The sequence below is a fragment of the Pusillimonas sp. T2 genome (assembly GCF_002236805.1).
Lineage (GTDB): Bacteria > Pseudomonadota > Gammaproteobacteria > Burkholderiales > Burkholderiaceae_B > Neopusillimonas.
The window spans coordinates 1-567 of sequence record NZ_NIQA01000038.1 but is presented as its reverse complement, the minus strand read 5'-3'; the positions used below and the strand labels follow the sequence as shown (position 1 = coordinate 567).

At 53.1% G+C, this 567-nt stretch carries 1 pseudogene; it reads left to right on the top strand.

Annotation, left to right across the window (positions count from 1 at the left end):
• Positions 1-567, top strand: a pseudogene (locus PuT2_RS15645) (N-acetyl sugar amidotransferase); the annotation flags it as partial.

Here is a 567-nt window from a genome sequence, read left to right as displayed (position 1 = left end):
GGACATTTCAAAATGAGTGGCAAACCCTATCAAATTTGCACACGCTGTGTGATGGACACGAGCGCTAGCGATATTCGTTTCGACGCTAATGGCGTATGCAACTATTGCACTGATTTTTTGGCAAGGTCCAGCCATATCATCCATGCGGAGTCTGGTACCAAGCAACGTCAGCTTGAGGCGTTTGTGGAGCGAATCAAGCGAGAGGGGCATGGCAAAAGATACGATTGCATCGTGGGGGTGTCTGGAGGTGTCGACAGCTCCTGGGTGCTGGTGCAGGTAGTGGAGCTGGGCCTGCGTCCATTGGCTGTGCACATGGACAATGGCTGGAATTCGGAGCTGGCGCAAAACAATATCGCAAATCTGGTGCAAGGCCTGGGTGTGGATTTGTATACCCATGTGATCGATTGGCCTGAGTACCGTGCGCTTATGCAGGCGTTCTTTGATGCTGATGTAATCGACGTGGAGCTGCTGTATGACAATGCCATGCTGGCGGTGAACTACCAGCAGGCGGAGGCGCATGGGGTCAAGTGGATACTGTCTGGGTCCAATCAGGCCACAGAGGGTATG